The sequence below is a fragment of the Rhodopseudomonas sp. P2A-2r genome (genome assembly GCF_026015985.1).
Classification (GTDB): Bacteria; Pseudomonadota; Alphaproteobacteria; order Rhizobiales; family Xanthobacteraceae; genus Tardiphaga.
The window spans coordinates 4,804,624-4,823,282 of record NZ_CP110389.1 but is presented as its reverse complement, the minus strand read 5'-3'; the positions used below and the strand labels follow the sequence as shown (position 1 = coordinate 4,823,282).

At 65.6% G+C, this 18,659-nt stretch carries 13 protein-coding genes and 4 pseudogenes; 9 read left to right on the top strand and 8 right to left on the bottom strand.

Annotated elements, in window-relative coordinates; genetic code table 11:
* Positions 1-268: 268 nt before the first annotated feature.
* The 4 genes from ONR75_RS23270 (at position 269) to ONR75_RS23255 (ending at position 4,144) form a co-directional block, all read left to right on the top strand.
* Positions 269-1,093 carry an ABC transporter ATP-binding protein gene (locus tag ONR75_RS23270; protein ID WP_265079321.1) on the top strand — a complete coding sequence of 275 codons (825 nt, stop codon included), beginning with the start codon at positions 269-271 and terminating at the stop codon, positions 1,091-1,093.
* Positions 1,083-2,006, top strand: coding sequence for an ABC transporter permease (locus ONR75_RS23265; protein WP_265079320.1), 924 nt, complete (start codon positions 1,083-1,085; stop codon positions 2,004-2,006). Before ONR75_RS23270 ends, ONR75_RS23265 begins: the two co-directional genes overlap by 11 nt.
* A 194-nt stretch (positions 2,007-2,200) precedes the next feature.
* A complete protein-coding gene (locus ONR75_RS23260; protein WP_265083775.1) occupies positions 2,201-3,127 on the top strand; it encodes an ABC transporter permease in 927 nt (308 codons plus the stop codon).
* A gap of 30 nt (positions 3,128-3,157) precedes the next feature.
* The gene (locus tag ONR75_RS23255) at positions 3,158-4,144 is read left to right on the top strand and encodes an ABC transporter substrate-binding protein (protein WP_265079319.1); all 987 of its coding nucleotides are present in this window, start codon (positions 3,158-3,160) and stop codon (positions 4,142-4,144) included.
* A gap of 201 nt (positions 4,145-4,345) precedes the next feature.
* On the opposite strand, the gene ONR75_RS23250 is transcribed toward ONR75_RS23255, so the two are convergent.
* Entirely contained in the window at positions 4,346-5,362 is a 1,017-nt protein-coding gene (locus ONR75_RS23250) for a formamidase (RefSeq protein WP_265079318.1), read from the bottom strand.
* Between the two features lie 201 nt (positions 5,363-5,563).
* On the opposite strand from ONR75_RS23250, the gene ONR75_RS23245 reads away from it, so the two are divergent.
* From ONR75_RS23245 to ONR75_RS23230, 4 genes and pseudogenes are all read left to right on the top strand, one after another.
* Positions 5,564-5,977 (top strand): DUF3830 family protein, encoded by a 414-nt coding sequence (locus ONR75_RS23245; RefSeq protein ID WP_265079317.1) that lies wholly within the window; start codon positions 5,564-5,566, stop codon positions 5,975-5,977.
* Positions 5,977-6,912 carry an allantoinase PuuE gene (puuE, locus tag ONR75_RS23240; RefSeq protein ID WP_265079316.1) on the top strand — a complete coding sequence of 312 codons (936 nt, stop codon included), beginning with the start codon at positions 5,977-5,979 and terminating at the stop codon, positions 6,910-6,912. The genes ONR75_RS23245 and puuE overlap by 1 nt, the downstream gene beginning before the upstream one ends.
* An 8-nt stretch (positions 6,913-6,920) precedes the next feature.
* Positions 6,921-7,808: pseudogene (gene uraD / locus ONR75_RS23235) on the top strand (2-oxo-4-hydroxy-4-carboxy-5-ureidoimidazoline decarboxylase).
* 183 nt (positions 7,809-7,991) lie between these two features.
* Positions 7,992-8,766, top strand: a pseudogene (locus ONR75_RS23230) (extracellular solute-binding protein).
* Between the two features lie 164 nt (positions 8,767-8,930).
* Here ONR75_RS23230 and ONR75_RS23225 read toward each other — a convergent pair.
* The 4 genes and pseudogenes from ONR75_RS23225 to galE form a co-directional block, all read right to left on the bottom strand.
* Positions 8,931-10,325 (bottom strand): nucleobase:cation symporter-2 family protein, encoded by a 1,395-nt coding sequence (locus ONR75_RS23225; protein ID WP_265079315.1) that lies wholly within the window; start codon positions 10,323-10,325, stop codon positions 8,931-8,933.
* Positions 10,326-11,451: 1,126 nt separating this feature from the next.
* The gene (locus ONR75_RS23220; RefSeq protein WP_265079314.1) at positions 11,452-12,150 is read right to left on the bottom strand and encodes a fumarylacetoacetate hydrolase family protein; all 699 of its coding nucleotides are present in this window, start codon (positions 12,148-12,150) and stop codon (positions 11,452-11,454) included.
* Positions 12,151-12,218: 68 nt separating this feature from the next.
* Positions 12,219-14,021 (bottom strand): ABC transporter ATP-binding protein, encoded by a 1,803-nt coding sequence (locus ONR75_RS23215; RefSeq protein ID WP_265079313.1) that lies wholly within the window; start codon positions 14,019-14,021, stop codon positions 12,219-12,221.
* A gap of 133 nt (positions 14,022-14,154) precedes the next feature.
* Positions 14,155-15,169: pseudogene (gene galE / locus ONR75_RS23210) on the bottom strand (UDP-glucose 4-epimerase GalE).
* A 111-nt stretch (positions 15,170-15,280) separates the two neighbouring features.
* Between galE and ONR75_RS23205 the strand changes: the two are divergent.
* Positions 15,281-16,339 carry a glycosyltransferase family 4 protein gene (locus tag ONR75_RS23205; protein WP_265079312.1) on the top strand — a complete coding sequence of 353 codons (1,059 nt, stop codon included), beginning with the start codon at positions 15,281-15,283 and terminating at the stop codon, positions 16,337-16,339.
* Here the strand turns inward: ONR75_RS23205 and ONR75_RS23200 are convergent.
* The 3 genes and pseudogenes from ONR75_RS23200 to waaF form a co-directional block, all read right to left on the bottom strand.
* Positions 16,321-16,854, bottom strand: a complete 534-nt coding sequence (locus tag ONR75_RS23200) for a D-glycero-alpha-D-manno-heptose-1,7-bisphosphate 7-phosphatase (RefSeq protein ID WP_265079311.1) — start codon at positions 16,852-16,854, stop codon at positions 16,321-16,323. The two genes, ONR75_RS23205 and ONR75_RS23200, sit on opposite strands and share 19 nt — an antisense overlap.
* Complete coding sequence (locus tag ONR75_RS23195; protein ID WP_265079310.1) at positions 16,851-17,444, bottom strand: D-sedoheptulose 7-phosphate isomerase; 594 nt, start codon at positions 17,442-17,444, stop codon at positions 16,851-16,853. Before ONR75_RS23195 ends, ONR75_RS23200 begins: the two co-directional genes overlap by 4 nt.
* 71 nt (positions 17,445-17,515) lie before the next feature.
* Positions 17,516-18,528: pseudogene (gene waaF, locus ONR75_RS23190) on the bottom strand (lipopolysaccharide heptosyltransferase II).
* Positions 18,529-18,659 lie beyond the last annotated feature (131 nt).

Here is an 18,659-nt window from a genome sequence, read left to right as displayed (position 1 = left end):
GGGCGCCGCGCCAAGTCAAAACAACACCGCGAATTCGACCCATCGGAAAAGCAGATAACGGCATGAACGACTCCGATAATGTATCTGCCCACGCGATGCACCTGCTGCGCAAACATTGAGCGCGCCGGTGCCGCGATAGTTTGACAGGATGCGTCGAGCTCGTCGCGCTTGCCGACCGCGTTGAAACGCGCCACCCTGAGCGCTACAGTGCAACCGGATGACGCCAATCATTCGCCAGCCATCCACCAATTGGGTCGAACCGTCGCGCATGAGCAACCTCGCCGAAGCAACGACCGTCCTCAACCCGCCGCCGCGGCGTCTGGCGGTCGATGTTTCCCATGTTTCATTGACGTTTCAGACCGCCGACGGCGCGGTCGATGCGCTATCCAATGTCAGCCTGGGGATCGCCGAGGGCGAGTTCGTGTCGTTCATCGGCCCCTCCGGCTGCGGCAAGACCACCATGCTGCGCGTCATCGCCGACCTGCAGCAGCCGACCTCCGGCGAACTCCGTGTCAACGGCATGAGCGCCGAGCAGGCGCGGCTGTCGCGCGCCTACGGTTACGTGTTCCAGGCGCCGGCCCTGTTTCCGTGGCGGACCATCGAGGCCAATCTGAAGCTGCCGCTCGAGATCATGGGTTTTTCCGATAGCGAGCAGACTGCACGCGCGGCGCGCTATCTGGCGCTGGTGAACCTCACCGGCTTCGAGCGCAAGTTTCCCTGGCAATTGTCCGGCGGCATGCAGCAGCGGGTGTCGATCGCCCGCGCGCTTTCGTTCGATCCGGCGCTGCTGCTGATGGACGAACCCTTCGGTGCGCTGGACGAGATCGTGCGCGATCATCTCAACGAGCAGCTGCTGCAATTGTGGGACAAGACCGGCAAGACCGTATTGTTCGTGACACATTCGATTCCGGAAGCGGTGTTCCTGTCGACCAAGATCGTGGTGATGTCGCCGCGGCCGGGCCGCATCACCGATATCATCGACTGCAATTTTCCGCGCGACCGCACCCTGGAGATCCGCGAGACGCCGGAATTCATCCGCATCGCGCAGCGCGTGCGCAACGGGTTGCGGGCAGGGCACTCCTATGACGAGTGACGCACTCGCCGTGCCTGTCGCTGTGCGCGGCCTGTCGCGCCATCCGCTGCTGCAGCGCGCGGCACCCATCGTCACGGTGGTCGCCGTTCTGATCGCCGTCTGGTACGTCGCTGCGGTGCTGATGAATCTCACGCTGGTGCGCGATGCCTTCGAGCGCGAGGAGACGCCCTATACGACGTCGGAACTGATTGCCGGCACCATGAGCGCCGAGCGGCCGTTGTTGCCGGCGCCGCATCAGGTGGTGGAAAGCTTTCTCGACGGCGTGTTCGGTTATGCGCCGAACGCGCCGCGCAGCCTCGTCTATCACTCGGCGGTGACATTGTCGGCGACCTTGCTCGGCTTCGTGCTCGGCGCGCTGCTCGGCGTCGCGCTGGCGCTGATGATCGTGCACAGCCGGGTGCTGGAGAAAAGCCTGCTGCCGTGGATCATCTGTTCGCAGATGGTGCCGATCCTGGCGCTGGCGCCGATCTTCATCGTGGTGCTCGGCGCCATCGGGCTGCAGGGCCTGCTGCCGAAATCGATCATCTCCGCCTATCTGAGCTTCTTCCCGGTCACCATCGGCATGGTCAAGGGCTTCACTGCGCCGGACCCGATGCAGATGGATCTGATGCGCACCTGGTCGGCCTCACAGCGACAGGTGCTGGCAAAGCTGCGCTGGCCCTCGGCGGTGCCGTATCTGTTCGCCAGCCTCAAGGTGGCGATCTCGATTTCGCTGATCGGCGCCATCGTCGCGGAATTGCCGACCGGCGGCGAGGCCGGCATCGGCGCGCGGCTGCTGGCCGGCTCCTATTACGGCCAGACCATCCAGATCTGGGCGGCGCTGCTGGCGGCGGCGGTGCTGGCCTCGGCGCTGATCGCGCTGGTCGGCCTCGCCGAGCGCATCACGGCACGCCGCATGGGAGTGCGGCCATGAACCCGCAAAAGCTTCGGCTCGGATTCATCGTCGCAACAGTCGCCGCGTTGCTGGGCTTCGTCCTGCCGCTGGCGTCAGACGCCGTGCCGCCGCTCGCAACGCGTCCACTGGCGATGTCGCTGGTGCTCGCCGCCGCCCTGCTGTTCGCCGTCGCGGCCGGCATCGGCGGCGTCATTGCCATCGTGCTCGGTCTCATGGGATCTGTCTGCGGTGCCGCCGCGACGATCACGCTGCTGCACGATGACGGCATCGCCGGCTCCGCGGCGACCGGCTTCTGGATGATCGTGCTTGCGGTGTGGCTCGGCGCCGCTCTGTGCGTGATGGCGCTGGCGGTGGTGCGTCCGGGCAGCAACGCGCGACGCAAATGGCTCGATCTTGCGGTCCCGCTGCTGTTCGGCGCGGTGGTGTTCTATCTGTGGGAAGTGCTGGTGCGCGGCTTCGGCGTGCCCAGCGTGTTGCTGCCGGCGCCGAGCGCGGCCGCTGCGAAATTCGCATCCTCGCTGCCGATCCTTGGCGCGGACTTCGTCCAGACTTTTGTGCGCGGCGTGCTGATCGGCTATGTCATCGGCTGTGGCGCCGGCCTCGCGGTGGCCATCGTCGCGCACCGCTTCGCCTTCCTCGGCCGCGGTCTGTTGCCGCTCGGCAATTTCTTCTCCGCGCTGCCGCTGGTTGGCGTCGCGCCGATCATGGTGATGTGGTTCGGCTTCGACTGGCCGTCCAAGGCCGCCGTGGTGGCGCTGGTGACGTTCTTCCCGATGCTGGTCAATGCGCTGGCCGGGCTCTCGGCGTCCGGCCATATCGAACGCGACCTGATGCGCTCCTATGGCGCCACCTATCGGCAGACCCTGACGCGATTGTATCTGCCGGCGGCGCTGCCGTTCATCTTTAACGCGCTGAAGATCAACGCGACGCTGGCGCTGATCGGCGCCATCGTCGCCGAATTCTTCGGCACGCCGACGCAGGGCATCGGCTTCCGGATTTCCACCGAGGCCGGGCGCATGGCGATCGACATGGTGTGGGCGGAGATCGCGCTGGCCGCGATCGCCGGCATGGCTTTCTACGGACTTGTCGCGCTGGCCGAACGCGCGACCACTTTCTGGCACCCATCCCATCGGACCTGATCGGCGGGTCCGCAGCCCCTGGAGTTATGCATGAAGAAAATTCTGGCACTGGCAACGACGGCGGCGATCGGGTTGTCGGCGGTTTCCGCTGAGGCGGCAGACAAGGTGACGATCCAGCTCAAATGGGTGGCGCAGGCACAGTTCGCCGGCTACTTCGTCGCCAAGGAGAAGGGGTTCTACAAGGACGCCGGTCTCGACGTCACCATCAAGCCGGGCGGCCCCGATGTCGCGCCGCCGCAGGTGATCGCCGGCGGCGGTGCCGACGTGGTGGTGGACTGGATGCCCTCGGCGCTGGCGTCGCGCGAGAAGGGCGTGCCGCTGGTCAACATCTCGCAGACCTTCAAGAAGTCCGGCCTGATGCTGACCTGCCGCGCCGAGACCGGCATCAAGAAGCCCGCGGACCTCAAGGGCCGGACCATCGGTGTCTGGTACGGCGGCAACGAATATCCGTTCCTGTCGTGGATGTCGAAGCTCGGCCTGAAGACCGACGGCTCCAAGGATGGCGTCAAGATCATCAAGCAGGGCTTTAACGTCGATCCGCTGTTGCAGAAGCAGGCCGACTGCGTCTCCACCATGACCTACAACGAATACTGGCAGGTGGTCGACGGCGGCTACAAGCCCAGCCAGCTGGTCGTGTTCAAGTATGAAGACGAAGGCGTCGCCACGCTGGAGGATGGTCTCTACGTGGTCGAGAAGAATTTGAAAGATCCCGTCTTCGTCGCCAAGATGGCGAAGTTCGTGAAGGCGTCGGAGAAGGGCTGGGACTACGCCAGGGCCAATCCCGACGAGGCCGTGAAGATCATCCTGGCCGGCGATTCCACCGGCGCCAAGACCGCCAAGGACCAGAAGCGCATGATGACCGAGGTGGCAAAGCTGCTCGGCCCCATGGACGGCAAGCTCGACCCCAAGGACTATGAGCGGACCGTTGCCACGTTGATGGCCGGCGGCTCCGATCCGGTGATCACGAAGAAGCCGGAAGGCGCGACCACGACGGCGGTGACCGACGCGATGAAGTAGGGTTCTTCATCGAAGATGCATAGGCAGCGGGGGCGACCGAGGCCGTCGCTCTCCTTGGCAGGGTGAGTCAAAAAGAGCCGTCACCCTGAGGAGTGCGCGCTTGCGCGCCTCGAAGGGCGGCGGCGGGAAGCTCGGCACTTGTGGCCTCATCCTTCGAGGCTCGCCCTGCGGGCGAGCGCCTCAGGATGACGGCTGTGGCGTTTATTCCGCCGCCTTCGCAGTCGTCGCCGTGAATACCCGTGTCGGCTCAGGAAATCCGCATGAGGTGCCGTCGGTGACCTTGACCTGGTCCTCCCACGGCAGCCGGTATGTCCCCGCCACCATGTCCTGCATGAAGGTGTAGGGGCAGTCCATCGCGCCGCCCTTCACCGCCACATAGCCGCGGTGCCAGAGCTGGTAGATGTTGTTCTCGACGCCCCAGTGGATGCGCGCCTCGCGCACCAGGTCGGGGCGCACCTCGGCGCTGATGATCTCGTCGGCGCGGCCGGTGGTGCCGTGAGCGATGACGCTGCCGTCGAAATTGACGATCATGCCTTCGCCCATGGAGTCGAACGAGCCGTCCGAGCCGCACATACAGACGTTCGCCGTCACCATCAGGTTCTGGAATGCGTTGGCCTGGTTGGTGAAGCGCCAGCTGTCGCGGATCGGCGCGGTGTAGCCGGCGGTGCGGATCATGATCTCGGCGCCCTTGTAGGCGCATTCCCGCGCCATCTCCGGGAACATGCCGTCGTGGCAGATGATCAGCGCCAGCTTCGCGCCGCGGGGGCCGTCGATCACGGGGATGCCGAGATTGCCGGGCTCCCACGGCTCCACCGGGATCCACGGATGCATCTTGCGGTAATACAGTTTGATGTCGCCATGGTCGTCGATGATCAGGCCGGAATTCCACGGATTGCCGTCCGGGTTGAACTCCATGATGGAGAAGCAGCCCCAGATCGCATTGTCGATGCAGGCCTGCTTGAACGCCGCCACTTCCGGCCCGTCCAGCCGGCACATGATGTCCGGATTGGTGTCCATGGACAGGCCGTGCAGCGCATATTCCGGAAATACCACCAGGTCCATGGTGCCGAGATTGCGCCGCGCCTTGCCGACCATATACACGATGCGGTCGGTCTGCCGCGCCAGGTCCTGCCGGGTTACCACCACCGGGAGCTGCAACTGCACCAGCCCGATCACCACGCCCTCAGGCGATTTGTTGAGGCCGCCCAATCCGTTCATGCCGGTGCTCCCTGTGCGTGCGTCTGGGCTGTGAACAAACCCGATTTGAGCGGCCCGCAACAGCGTATATTTCAGGCGGGGTTTTGCTGTTTTGCCGGGCAGGCGCTAGGGTCTGGACAAATCCCGTCGCGGGCGGGATTGTTCCCGCGTCAATCGACGGCTGCCCGCGGCCGCCATCTCCCCAGCATTCGAGACCCCCTTATGAGCCAGCTCATTGTCCATGTCGGCGACTTCTCCTTCAACGCGAAGTTCGAGGAGGAACTGGCGCCTAAGACCGTGGCTGCCTTCAAGAAGGCGATGCCGTTCGAGAGCCAGGCCATCCATGTGCGCTGGAGCGGCGAGGGCGTGTGGATGCCGCTCGGCGATCTCGATTTCGGCGTCGGCTACGAGAACCACACTTCCTATCCCGCGCCCGGCCACATCATCCTGTATCCCGGCGGCATCAGCGAGACCGAGATCCTGCTGGCCTATAGCGGCGTGCATTTCGCCAGCAAGATGGGCCAGCTCGCCGGCAACCATTTCATCACTTTGACCTCCGGCCTCGAGAACCTGCCGGCTATGGGCAAGACCGTGCTGTGGAAGGGCGCGCAAAAAGTCCGCTTCGAGATCGTCTGATGGCGGACGCCGCCTATCCCCGCGATCTGCGCGGCTACGGCCGCAATCCGCCCGATCCGCAATGGCCGGGCGGCGCCCGCATCGCGGTGCAGTTCGTGGTCAATTTCGAGGAAGGCGGCGAGAACAACATCTTGCACGGCGACCGCGCGTCGGAAGCCTTCCTGTCGGACGTGCTCGGCGCGCAGCCGTGGCCGGGCCAGCGCCACGCCAATATCGAATCGATGTTCGAATATGGCTCGCGCGCCGGGTTCTGGCGGCTGTGGCGGATGTTCACCGAACGCAGGATGCCGACCACGGTGTTCGGCGTCGCCACCGCGCTGAAGCGCAATCCGGAGATCGTCGCGGCCATGCAGGAGGCCGGCTGGGATATCGCCAGCCACAGCCTGAAATGGATCGAGCACAAGGACATGTCGGAGGTCGAGGAGCGCGCCGAAATCGCCGAGGCGATCCGCGTCCACACCGAGGCCACCGGTGCTCCGCCGCTCGGCTGGTACACCGGGCGCAGCTCCATCAACACCAACCGCCTGCTGATGGAAGCAGGCGGCCTGATGTATCTGTGCGACACCTATGCCGACGACCTGCCGTACTGGCTCAAGGGGCCGAACGGCCCGCAGCTGATGATCCCCTACAGTCTCGATGCCAACGACATGCGCTTCGTCAATCCGCAGGGATTTGGCGGCGGCGATGAGTTCTTCACCTATCTGAAGGACGCCTTCGACGTGCTCTATGCCGAAGGCGCGACGGCGCCGAAGATGATGACCGTCGGCCTGCATTGCCGCGTCGTCGGCCGTCCCGGCCGCGCCGCGTCGCTGATCCGCTTCCTCGACTACATCGGCAGCCACGACAAGGTCTGGGTGCCGACGCGGCTGCAGATCGCCGAACACTGGCACGCCCATCTCAAGCATCTCGCCGCCGACGCCCGCGAGGTCGGATAGGAATTTCGATGTCGCAGAAGTCGATCGCCGAACTGAACGCCTGCAGCAAGGACGATTTTGTCGCGGCGCTGGCCAACATCTTCGAATACTCGCCGTGGATCGCGGAAGCGGCCGCAGCGCAGCGGCCGTTCGCCGGCGTGACGGAGCTGTTCGCGGCGATGCGCAGCGTGGTCGAGGCGGCGGCGCCCGGTCAGCGGCTGGCGCTGATCCGGGTGCATCCCGATCTCGCCGACAAGACGAAAAAGCCAGTGACCTCACGGCGGAATCCAACGCCGAGCAGGGGAGCCTCGGCCTCGACCGGCTGTCGGAAGCCGAATATGCCGCCTTCGATCGCGTCAACAGCGCCTACCGGGAAAAATTCGGCTTTCCCTATATCGTCTGCGCGCGGCGCCAGACCAAGGATCTCGGTGCTGCGCGATTTCGAGCGACGGCTGCCCAACGATGCCGCCACCGAGATGGCGGCGTCGCTCACTGAGATCTTCCGCATCGCGGCGTTGCGCACCGATCTGCTGGTCAGCGGCGATCATCCGCTGAAGGTGCACGGCCGGCTGTCGACCCATGTGCTCGATACCCATGGCGGCAGGCCGGCGGCCGGCATCGCGGTGGAGCTGATCGAACTGTCCGACCTCGGCGAAAACCGCATCATCGCCCGCACCATGACCAATGCCGACGGCCGCACCGATGCGCCGCTGATCGGCGGTCGCCCGGTGCCCATCGGCCGTTACGAGCTGCGCTTCCACACCGCCGCGCATTTCGTCGCCAACAATGTGCCGCTGTCCGACCCGCCGTTCCTCGACATCATCCCGCTGCGCTTCTCCGTGTTCGAGCCCGAAGGCCATCTCCACGTGCCGTTGCTGATGACGCCGTGGAGTTATGCGACGTATCGCGGAAGCTGAAGTTTTCACCCTCCCCTCCAGGGGAGGGTGACGAGCGGCACTTGCACGCAACGTCATTTTAACTTCCAACAGACGGCCCTATGGCCTCTCTCCCCATCCTCATCTACCCTGCGACGCATCGCCACAGTGGCGGTGCCATCGTCGTCCGTCGCGGCGCGATGCAAGAAAAGCGGGAGAAACGTCATGCGTCGCATCACTCATGCGCTGCTGGGTGCAGCCATTTCATTCATCGGCGCCCAAGGCGCATTCGCCGCCGAGGTCCATGTGATGATCTCAGGCGGCTTCTCCGCGGCCTACAAGGAACTGGTGCCGGCGTTCGAGAAGGCCACCGGAAACACCGTGGTCACCGCCTACGGGCCGTCCATGGGCGAGACGCCGCAGGCGATTCCCATGCGGCTGTCGCGCGGTGAGCCCGCCGACGTGCTGATCATGGTCGGCTATGCGCTCGACGAGCTTGCCGCCAAGGGGAAGGTGGTCAGTGCCAGCCGCATGGCGCTGGCGGATCTCGCTGATCGGCGTCGCGGTCAAGAGCGGAGCGCCGAAGCCCGACCTGTCGTCGCCGGAAACGCTGAAGGCGGCATTGCTGGCGAGCAAGACGATCGCCTATTCGGATTCCGCCAGCGGCGTCTATGTGAGCACCGAGATGTTCAAGAAGCTGGGCATCGCCGAGCAGATGAAGGACAAGGCGCGCAAGATTCCGGCGACGCCGGTCGGCGAGATCGTCGCCAGCGGCGCCGCCGAGATCGGCTTCCAGCAGATCAGCGAGCTGAAGCCTGTGCACGGTATCGACATCGTCGGCCCGCTGCCGCCGGCCCTGCAGCAGGTCACGGTATTCTCCGCCGGCCTCGCCAGCGCCGCGCCGCAGCCCGACGCCGGGAAGGAATTGATCGCCTTCCTGTCGTCGGCCCAGGCCGCGCCGGTGATCGCCAAGAGCGGGCTCGAGCCAAAGGTGAAGTAGGGCGCTTGCTTCCCTCGCCCCGCTTGCGGGGAGAGGGTGGCGCGACAAGCGATAGCTTGGCGCGTCGGGTGAGGGGAGTCCGAGAGTCTCTCTGGCTCCCCTCACCCGAAGGCTCCGCTTCGCTCGCCTTCGACCTCTCCCCGCAAGCGGGGAGAGGTTAGCCCTCAATGCGTCGCTGTCGCCGCCACGCCCGCAGCTTCCGCCTTGGCTTTCTCGGCGCTGCCGATGCCGTTGAAGAACGCATTCAGCAATACCGCCACCAGCGCGCACAGCAGGATGCCGGATTCCAGCAGCGGATGCAGGTCGTGCGGCAGCGCCTTGAAGAAGTTCGGCGACACCAGCGGGATCAGGCCGAAGCCGACCGAGATGGCGACGATGAACAGGTTGCGCTGGTTGGTCTTGAAATCCACCGCGGTGAGGATGCGCGCGCCGGTGGCCGCCACCATGCCGAACATCACGAGACCTGCGCCGCCGAGCACCACCTGCGGCACCGCCTCCACCAGCGCCGCCATCTTCGGCAACAACCCGAGCAGCAGCATGATGGCGCCGCCGGCGATGGTCACCCAGCGCGAGCGCACGCCGGTGACGCCGACCAGGCCGACATTCTGCGAGAACGACGTGTAAGGGAAGGTGTTGAAGACGCCGCCCAGCACGGTACCGACGCCGTCGGCGCGCAGGCCGCGGGTCAGCGCGTCACGGTCGACGGTTTTGCCGGTGATCTCGCCCAGCGCCAGGAACATGCCGAGGGATTCGATCATCACCACGATCATCACGATGCACATGGTGATGATCGGCACGAGATGGAATTGCGGCATGCCGAAGTGGAACGGGGTCACGATGTCGGCCCATGGCGCGCTGGCGACCTTCTCGAAGTGCATTACGCCGAGCACGCTGGCGAGAATGGCGCCGGCGATGATGCCGAGCAGCACCGAGATGTTGGCGACGAAGCCCTTTCCCCATTTGATCAGCGCGAGGATCACCAGCAGCACGAACAGCGCGATGCCGAGGCCCTGCAATTGCCCGTAGCCGGGATTGGGGAACGCACCGGGGACGCCGTCGACCACCTTGGTCAGGGTCGGCAATCCGCCACCGGCCCAGTTGATACCGACGCGCATCAGCGAGATGCCGATCACCATGATGATGGTGCCGGTTACCACCGGCGGAAACAGCGGCAGCATCCGGCTGATGAACGGCGCGACCAGGATGGCGAAGATGCCGGCTGATATCACCGAACCGTAGATGCCGAGCAGGCCGATTTCCGGCGACGCCGCCATCGACAGCATCGGGCCGACCGAGGCGAAGGTGACGCCCATCATGACAGGCAGGCGAATGCCGACGCCGGGAAAGCCGATGCACTGCACCAGAGTGGCGAGGCCGCAGGCGAACAGGTCGGCGGAGATCAGGAAGGCCACGTCCTGCGGCGGCAGTTTCAGCGCGCGCCCGATGATCAGCGGCACCGCCACCGCGCCGGCATACATCACCAGCACATGCTGCAGGCCGAGCGCGAGCAGGCGAGGGGTTGGCAGGATTTCATCGACCGGATGGACGGCTGTGGTCATGGGAGCCTCTTGGTGATGCAAATGCGATGTGGAATTGAATGCGAGTTCCCGGGTGGATACAAGCATCGTGCCACGGCAAGTCACCGGAATGTTGCGGTGGTCGCCGGTTTCCGGAGGTGCGGTATTGATGCGGAGCGCGCCGCTACTCTCCGTTTTCCCGGCGCGCGACAGTTTGCTCCGTGTCCCGGGCGCGCAGCAGCACCGGCGATGCGCAGCATCGCCGGTGCTGCTGCGCAGACCCAGGGACCCAGCTTGCTTGATGTCAACAAGCTGGGCCCCGGACGCGGTACACTGCGCCGCGCCTGCGCGGCGTGGTGCACCGCGTCCGGGGAACGGACCCCAACTCGAACTGCGATATTTTTTCCTAGCCCCATCTTGACGGAAATCGGTTTAGGTTTATAATCCATCGCATCCCGTCCCACCGAGAGGGGCGTATCGCGATCGTCAGGTTCGCGGGGCGGGGTGCGGTGGACGCGGCAGCGTCAGGCGCGGAATTCGGTTCAGGGCTCGCCAGAATGGCCAGTGAGAACTGAAGGAAGCGCAGACGACAGCGCTGCGCGGACGGCGAAGGCGTGTGGTCCTGGTGCCCCGCGTGAGCACCAAGCCCGGTGGAGAGTCCGCGGCAACCCGTCCGTGGAACACCCTCAACCGGAAGCGACGGCGACGAGAAACCGTGTCGGCCGCCGGGGAGAGCACGCAATAAGCCGTTAACACCACTGCGCGCGGAACGCCGGGCTGTTTCCCGGTGTGACCGTGGCAAGCCTTGTGCGCTTACTATACTTTGCGCACAAGCCCATGGGTGCATCGGGCACCCGGCGTTCCGCGCGACCTCTCGATTTCGAGGGGGCAAGGGAATGCAGCACAGCCCGGGCGCGCAAGCGTCGCGGGATTGTAGTTGCTTGGCTGTTTGACAATTGAATTAGGGAATCGAAACCACGCGTCGCATGCGGGCGGACTTCTCGTGTCCCGGACGCGCTGCAGCGCAGGCGATGCAGAGCATCGCCGCCACGCTGCTGCGCAGATCCGGCCACCTTGCTTGGTCCACAAGCTGGGCCGGATCTGCGGCGCACCACGCCGCGCAAGCGCGGCGCAGTGCACCGCGTCCGGGGAACAGAGAAAGCCTCGCTTACTTCGGCTGGCCGATGGCAAACTTCAGCGTGCCGATGCCGTCGACGCCGCATTCCACCTTGTCGCCGGGCTGCAACGCGGCGACGCCGGCCGGCGTGCCGGTGAGGATGACGTCGCCGGCGCCGAGTTCGACCTGGAGCGACAGTTTTGCGATGATCTCGGCGATGTTCCAGATCATCTCGGAGAGGTCGCCCTTCTGCCGTTCGGTGCCGTTGACCGACAGCCAGATCTTGCCTTTCGACGGATGGCCGACCTTGGCAGCCGGCACCAGCGCGCCTGATGGCGCCGACATGTCGAACGACTTGCCGATCTCCCAGGGCTGCTCTTTCTTGCGCGAGATGGTCTGCAGGTCGCGGCGGGTCAGGTCGACGCTGACGCCGTAGCCCCAGACATGGTCGAGCGCCTTGTCGGCGGGAATGTTGAGGCCGCCGCTCTTCAGCGCCACGATCAGTTCGACCTCGTGCTGCATGTCCTTGGTCAGCGTCGGGTAGGGGATCGTGGCGCCGTCCGGCGCGATCATGTCGGCATGCTTGGCGAAGAAGAAGGGAGGGTTGCGCTCGTCATTGCCGAGTTCGCGGATGTGCTCGAGATAGTTGCGGCCGACGCACCAGGTGCGGCGCACCGGAAACATCTTGTCGTCGCCCTGGACGGCGATGGCGGCCTGCGGCGGAGGGGCGATAACGAAGGATGCGGTCATGGACGGCTCTCGGGCTGGTGTGGAAGGCAGGATGCCGCTGTCAGGCGGCAGGAAGAGAAGGCACGGTGTTATGCCGGGGCATCGAGCGGCGCCAGCGGACTGGCATCGCGGTGCTGCAGCTTGAAGAACGAGGCGTAGCGGCCACTTTGCCGCAGCAGGTCGTCGTGGCGGCCGCGCTCGACGATCTCGCCGCCCTCGACCACCAGGATGGCGTCGGCATGCATGATGGTGTGCAGGCGATGGGCGATGACGATGGTGGTGCGGTTGCGGCACAGATGCTCGATGGCTTCCTGCACCGACTTCTCGGATTCGGAATCCAGCGCCGCGGTGGCTTCATCCAGCAGGATGATCGGCGCATTCCTGACCAGCGCGCGGGCAATGGCGACGCGCTGGCGCTGTCCGCCGGACAGCTGCGCGCCGTGCTCGCCGACCGGGGTGTCGTAACCCAGCGGAAAGCCCATGATGAAATCATGCGCGCAGGCCGCCTTGGCCGCCGCGACGATCTCGCTCTCGCTGGCGTTGACCTTGCCGAAGGCGATGTTCTCCCTGATGGTGCCGCGGAACAGATAGACGTCCTGGCCGACATAGGCGGTCTGCTGGCGCAGCGAGCGGCGCGAGACGCCCGATATCGACTGGCCGTCGATGACGATGTCGCCGTCGGTGACCTCGTAAAGCCGCAGCAGCAGCGCCAGCACCGTGGACTTGCCGCCGCCGGACGGGCCGACCAGCGCCGTCACCTTGCCGGGCTCGGCGACGAAGCTCATGCGGTTCAGCACCAGCTCGTTGGGCCGGTAGCGGAACGAGACGTCGCGCAGTTCGACGCGGGCGTCGGTGAGCGCCAGCGCCGGCTTGTCGTCGTCATTGGGTTCGGAGGCCGGGCTGTCGACGATCTCCAGCAGCATGCGGGCGCCGATCAGGCTGGAATGCAGGTCGATGTTGAGTCGCGCCAGCCGTTTGGCCGGCTCATAGGCCAGCAGGAAGGCGGTGACGAAGGAAAAGAACTGGCCGGGCTTGGCGCCCATCGCCACCACGGCATAGCCGCCATACATCAGCGAGCCGGCGATGGCCAGGCCGCCCAGCGTTTCCATGATCGGGCTGGAGCGGTTCGACACCCGCGCCATCTTGTTGGCGTTGCGCTCCACCGCGGCGATGCTGGCTTCCATGCGTTCCAGCATGGTCTGCTCGAGCGTGAACGCCTTGACGGTGCGGATGCCCTGCAGCGATTCCTGCATGGTCTCCATGATGTCGGCGGTGCCGGTGAACTGGTTGCGGGCGAGGCCCTTGATGCGCTTCACCAGCTTGCGCAGCATCAGCATCGCCGGCGGCGCGATCAGGAAGCCGAACAGCGCCATATAGGGATCCTGCATCAGCATGACGCCGATGAGGGCGATCAGCGTCAGCAGGTCGCGGCCGACCGCGTTGATCAGCAGGCTCAGCACCTGCGTCACCGAAGCGGCGCCGGCGTTGAGCCGGGCGAGGAATTCCGAGGAGTGCCGCGCCGAGAAGAAGCCGATCGATTCGCTCATCAGCTTGGCGAACAGCCGGCGCTGGTTGTTGGCGAGGATCGCATTGCTGATCTGCGACAGGATCACGGTCTGGCCGTAGGTCGCCACGCCCTTGACCAGGAAGATCAGCACCACGATGCCTGAGAACAGGGCGATGCGCGGGATGCTCTTGTCGATATAGGCCTGGTTGATGACCTCGCCGAGCATTTGCGCGGCGCCGGCGGTGGTGCCTGCGGAGATCGCCATCAGCGCGAACGCCATGACATAGCGGCGCCAGTGCACGGCGGCCTGTTCCATCAACAGGCGGCGGATGACCACCCAGGCGCCGGTGGGATCGTCGGTAATTTTACGAGGAATATCGGCCATCCGCGTTCCCCTGACGCCAAAGCAGGGATTGCCCGGCGTCAGTATTGGCTTGCGAAACAGCCGTCTCATTGCCCGCTATGGGCAGGTATTTCAAGCCAAAATCCGGTTTGCGGTCGGCTTTACTGGGGGCCTTTCAGGCCGATCGGGCCAGCATGTCGCCGCCCGTCCGTTCGCGGGCCAGCTTCTCCTCCCAGGCCAGCGCATGCGCCGCTATGGTGTCGAGATCGTCGTAGCGCGGCGTCCAGTCCAGGGTCGAGCGAGATCCGGGAGGTATCGGCAATCATGGTCACGATGTCGCCGGGCCGGCGCGGGCCCTCCTGAACCGCAAAATTGCGGCCGGAGACGCGCCGCACGGCTTCGATGGTCTCCAGCACCGAATAGCCGCGGCCATAGCCGCAATTCAGCGTGGTCGAGGGTCCGTCGCATTCGAGATAGGCCAACGCCGCGCGATGCGCCTGGGCGAGGTCGCTGACATGGATGAAGTCGCGGATGCAGCTGCCGTCCGGCGTCGGATAATCGGTGCCGAACACGTCGATCTTGGCACGCTGCCCGGTCGCCGCCTCGACGGCGATCTTCAGCAGATGCGTGGCCCCCATGGTGGCGAGCCCGGTGCGCGCCTGCGGATCGGCGCCGGCGACGTTGAAGTAGCGCAACACGACAAAGTCGAGGCCGTGAGCCCGGGCGGCATCGTGCAGCATGATCTCGCTCATCAGCTTCGACGAACCGTAGGGCGACAGGGGCCGTGTCGGCATCTCTTCGCTGACCGGCATCTGGTCGGGATTGCCGTAGACCGCCGCGGTCGACGAGAAGATGAAGCGCTTGACGCCGGATCTCACGGCAGCACTGAGCAGGCTGCGCGTGGTCATGGTGTTGTTGCGGTAATAGTCGAGCGGATCGCGCATCGAATCCGGCACCACCACCGAGCCGGCGAAATGGATGATGGCATCGACGCCATGTGCGGCGACGACGCCCATGACCAGGTTCTCGTCGGCTGCATCGCCGATGAACAACGGCACGCCCTCTGGCAGCGAGGTGGAGAAGCCGGTGGCCAGGTTGTCGATCACGACGACGTCTTCGCCGGCTTCCACCAGCGCGTAGACCATATGACTTCCAATGTAGCCGGCGCCGCCAGTCACGAGAATGGTCATCAACTCACCCACCTTTCGCTTGCAAAGCTATCCTCTCCGGGATGAAGAGTGGGTTTCCGTGCCGCCCAACTGGCGACTATGCTTAATGTTGCGTATAGGGACTGCATCAAAATGGAGCTGCGGGTGCCGATCGATCATCAATCAGGGCAGAAACTGCAGCTGATCGTCACCAATCTGCACTGGCGTTACTCCGGCGTGACCGCGACCAACCGCATGGTCGCTCCCAGGCTGGCCAGGATGTTTCGCGCCGCCTGGCTGGGTTCCGACGCGCCGGACGGCATTGAGCGGATGGGCGCGGCCGACCTTCTGAGGTTGTGGCGCCGCTCGACGCCGCTGATCTGGCACGCCCGACGCAACAACGAGATGATCGTCGGCGTGCTGCTGAAGGCGCTCGGCTGGCCACTGAAACTGGTGTTCACCTCGGCGGCGCAGCGCCATCACACCTGGATCACGCGCTGGCTGATCCGCCGGATGGACGCCATCATCGCAACCAGCACGGTCTCTGCCTCCTATCTGAAGGTGCCCTCGGTTGTCGTCACCCACGGCGTCGATGCGGAAACTTATGCGCCGCCCGCGGATCGCGCGGCAGCCTTCGCGGAAACCGGATTGCCGGGACGCCATGCGATCGGCTGCTTCGGACGGGTCCGCGCCCAGAAGGGAACCGATCTGTTTGTCGCGGCGATGTGCCGGCTACTGCCGCTCTATCCTGATTTCACCGCGGTCATCGTCGGTGAGATCAAGCCGGATCAGGCCGGCTTTGCCGATGAACTGCGCCGGCAGATCGCCGCAGCCGGACTGCAGTCGCGCATCGTCATCACCGGCGAATTGCCGATCGCGGAGGTGCAGCGCTGGTATCAGAGATTGACGATCTACGCCTTCACCTCGCGCAACGAGGGATTTGGGCTGACGCTGATCGAGGCCATGGCGGCCGGCGCTGCGCTGGTTGCGACGCGCGCCGGTGCGGCGGAACTGGTGGTCGATGACGGCGTCACCGGCGTGCTGGTGCCAATCGACGATGCCGATGCCCTGGCGGTCGCGCTGGGGCCGCTGCTGTGCGATCCCGCCAAGGCTGCAGCGATGGGCGCCCGCGGGCGTCAGCGCGTGCTGGACAAATTCAGTCTCGATGCCGAGGCCGCCGGGATTGCTGCGGTCTATCGCACGCTGACCTGACCCGTGAGAATGTCGGCGACAAATGCGTCGAGATCGCCGCCGGCAAACAGATAGCCCGGCAGGTCGACGGCGGTGGCGGCCTCGATATCGGTGGCGCGGTCGCCGATCACAAAACTGCCCGCGTGCTGCACCGGCCAGTGCTGCATCAAATCGAGGATCATGCCGGGGCTCGGTTTGCGCCAGTGGTGATCCTCGAGATAGCCGGCGACCGATCCCGCGGGGTGATGCGGGCAATAGCGGATGTCGTCGATGACCGCGCCCTGCGCCTTCAGTTCGGCGCGCATCCAGCCGAACAAGGTGAGCAACTCGTCCTCGGTGAAGTAGCCGCGCGCCACGCCGGACTGGTTGGAAAACAGGAAGACAAAATAGCCGGCGTCGTTGAGGCGTCGGATGGCCCTGGCCGCATTCGGCATCCAGCGGATGCGGTCCGCCGTGCCCATGTAGCCGTCGTCATGATTGATCACGCCGTCGCGGTCGAGGAAGGCGGCGGGCCGGGAGATGGCGCTGCCGCTCATGTCGCGTCGGTCCTGGCCACCAGCGCGCGCTCCACTTCGTCGCAGATACCGTGCGCGGCCGCGAGATGGATCTGCTGGACCACGGGCGTGTCGTCGCTCGGTGACACCAGCAGATGATCGCAGTCGGCGTGCATCGCATCGCCTTTGGTGCCGGTAAGGCCGACCGTGACGATTCCCATGGCGCGCGCCTTGCGCAGCGCGGCCAGAATGTTCGGCGACTTGCCGGACGTGGACAGGGCCAGCAGCACGTCGCCGCTTCGGCCGAGGCCTTCGACCTGGCGCGCGAAAACCTGTTCGAAGCCGTAGTCGTTGGCAATCGAGGTCAATGCCGACGTGTCGGTGGTCAGTGCGATCGCGGCCCAGCCGGGGCGATTCAGTTTGTAGCGGCCGACGATCTCGGCGGCGATGTGCTGGGCATCGGCGGCACTGCCGCCATTGCCGATCAGCAGCACCTTGTTGCCGGCGCGCAGCGCCGCGACGATCACGCCGGCAATGGTGTGGCATATTGCCAGCAAAGCGGGATCGCCGGCGGCGCGCTCCATCGCGGCGCGCGATTGTTCGAAATGAGCGGCGATCGGATCGTGGTTCACGGCAGTGTCCCGGTTGATTGCGAGGTTCTGGTAGCGGCCGGGCCGGATCGGCGCAAGCGCGACCGGCAGGATCAGTGCGCCAGTCGCGCGGTGGCTTCGGCCAGCACGCTGGCGGTGATGTCGGCCACCTCGATGGCTGGAATGTCGCGCATGCAGGCATGGTTGTTCATGGTGCAGACCGGCCTGTGGCAGGGCTGGCACGGCACCACGGTCTTGGTCTGGATGGTGGCGGCTAGGGGATTGAGCGGGCCCCACAGATGCGGGCTGGTCGGGCCGAAGATGCCGATCGTCGGCGTGCCCGCAGCGGCGGCGATATGCATCAGGCCGGAATCGTTGGTCGCCGCGACGCCCGCCGCGGCCATTGCCACCACGCCGTTGCGCAGGTCGGTCCCGGTCAGATCCCGCACCCTGGGGCCGCCGGTGGCAACGATCTCGTCCGCCAGCGCCTTTTCTCCGGGGCCGCCGATGACCCAGACGTCCAGCCCGCGCTCGGCCAGCAGTTTTGCCGCCTCGGCATACCAGCTCCAGCGCTTGGACGGGCCGACCGAGCCGGGCCCCAGCGCCACGGCAGGACCGTTGCCGAGGCCGTTGGCGAGGCGCCAGCGGGCGATCTCGTCGGCGGGTACCTGCAACTGCGGAACCGGCCATTCCGCGGGCGGGGTCGCCCCTCCGGCAGTGCCAGCGCGCCCTTTTTGTCGATCATGCGGGGCAGGGCCTTCTCGCCCCAGCGCCAGCGGTTGAGCAGGCCGAAGCGGAACTCGCCGACAAAGCCGATCCGTTCCGGGATACCGGCCAGCGCCGGGGCGAGGGCGGACTTCCACGTCCGCGGCATCACCAGCACCGTCCGGTAGTGCCGGGCTCGCAGTTTCGCCGCCAGTTCCCACTGCTTGGCCAGCGCCAACCGGCGGCGCGGCAGGTCCCAGAGCACCCCGGCCCGCACCCCGGGCATATAATCGACCAGCGAGGCGACCTGGGAATTCACCAGGATGTCCACCGGGCGATTCGGCCAGCGCTGCTTGAGCAGCCGCACCACCGTGTGCCCGCGGACGAAGTCGCCGATCCACATATAGGGCACGATCAGAATCGGACTCGTGTCGTCCGCCTCGCCCCCGCGGCGCCGTCATGTGTTGAATTTATATTCATAATTTAATGAATTCGCTGTTGGCAAACGACGTCTTGTCGGTACCTGCTCCCCGCAGGCGGGTAAAGTCACAT